This window comes from Mesorhizobium sp. M5C.F.Ca.IN.020.32.2.1 (assembly GCF_004023105.1).
Lineage (GTDB): Bacteria > Pseudomonadota > Alphaproteobacteria > Rhizobiales > Rhizobiaceae > Mesorhizobium > Mesorhizobium wenxiniae.
In genome coordinates this window covers 1-1541 of sequence record NZ_RZSX01001175.1, presented here as the reverse complement: position 1 = coordinate 1541, position 1541 = coordinate 1, and the positions used below count along the sequence as shown (strand labels likewise).

Sequence of the window (1541 nt, the reverse complement as noted above, 5' to 3'; positions counted from 1 at the left end):
GCACCGTCTTCGGCCGGCTCATCCTGATAGGACGGTGCCGTAGCCATTGGCGGTGTCGCTTCCGTGGTCTTTACCGAAGGCGTCGGCTGGGCTGCAAAGGCCGGCTGCGACTGTGCGACCGGCGTTACGCGGCTCCACGAACGGGCCGGCGTCGGCGGGGCGGGGGGTGCCGCCATCCAGCTGAGCGCGTCAGCCGGATCCTGCTGGGGAGCGGCGGCCGCAACGTCATCGCCGTCGCCATGATCCAGACCAATGTCCTTGGCGAATGCGGTATGCAATGCGTCGTCGTCGAAATCGACATCGGCCTGCCCGGCGGCACCTTCAGCGCTGAAATCCTGGCCCTCGAGCTCATCGAGGAGAACGCTATCGAGATCGGCGTCGGGGGCATGAACCGCGCTACTATCCGGCGACCCCAAAAGGTCTTGCTCGTCGAGGCTCCAGTCCAGTTCTTCGACGGGATTCACTGGTTTGATGGCGACCTTTTCAGTCGCGGCTACAGGTTGCTGAACCTTAGCGGGTTCTTTGGCCGCGGAGGCCGCCACGGGGGCAGTCCGTGTGCGCATGGTGCCCAACAGCGCGTTCAGCTCGTCTTCGAGGCTCCGCTCGTCAGCGATGGGGGCCGGCGCCGCCGGCTGGACTACGGCGGCCGGCGCCGTCGGTTGGGCAGCAACGCCGGAGGCCTGCGCAACCGGCTTTTCGGCTTCCTCGGCAAGCGCGTCCTCCAAGCTCAGGTCAAAATCGGCGTCGAACGCATCTTCCGCGGTCTCGGCAGAAGGCTCGTGCTTGGCGACGATAGCCTCCGATTCGTCGATTTCTGACTCGTCAATTTCGACCGGTTCAGCCGTGCGAACGTCGAAATCCATGTCGACATCGACCATGACATCGTCGAAATGGCCGGCAAGGTCCTCATCGGACTCGTCCGAAACGGCCCGAACAGGCGCAGCAGGAGCTTCAACAGCGGCCTGCTCCATCGGCCCATGTTCGTCGAGTATCAACTCGTCTTCGAGCGAGCTTGCGACGGCATTGTCGAAATCGCCGTCAAAGGCTGGTTCGGCGGCCGGCGCGGAAACGTCGGCGGGTTCGGCAGCCTGCTCCATCGGCACGTGTTCTTCAAGCATCAGCTCGTCTTCGAGCGAGCTTGCGACCGCATTGTCGAATTCATCGTCGAAGGCGGGGTCGGCAGCCGGCGCGGAGATTTCGGCGGCTTCGGCAACCTGCTCCATCGGCACCTGCTCGTCGAGCATCAGCTCGTCTTCGAGCGAGCTTGCGACTGCGTTGTCGAATTCATCGTCGAAGGCGGGTTCGATGGCGGCAGTATTCTGTTCGGCCACGTCCGTCGCGTCGTCCACCAGTAAATCCTGTTCGAGCGACGCGGCAAGCTCGTCGTTCCCAAGCTTGTCGTTCCCAAGCTTGTCGTTCCCAAGCTTGTCGTTCCCAAGCTTGTCGTTCCCAAGCTTGTCGTTCATTGGCAAATCGTCTTCGAATGGCGATACATCTTCGAGCGAACTGGCAAGCGCATCGTCGAAATCGTCATCGAACGC

At 62.7% G+C, this 1541-nt stretch carries 1 pseudogene; it reads right to left on the bottom strand.

What is annotated here, in order from left to right:
• Window positions 1-1541, bottom strand: a pseudogene (locus tag EOA86_RS39070) (hypothetical protein); the annotation flags it as partial.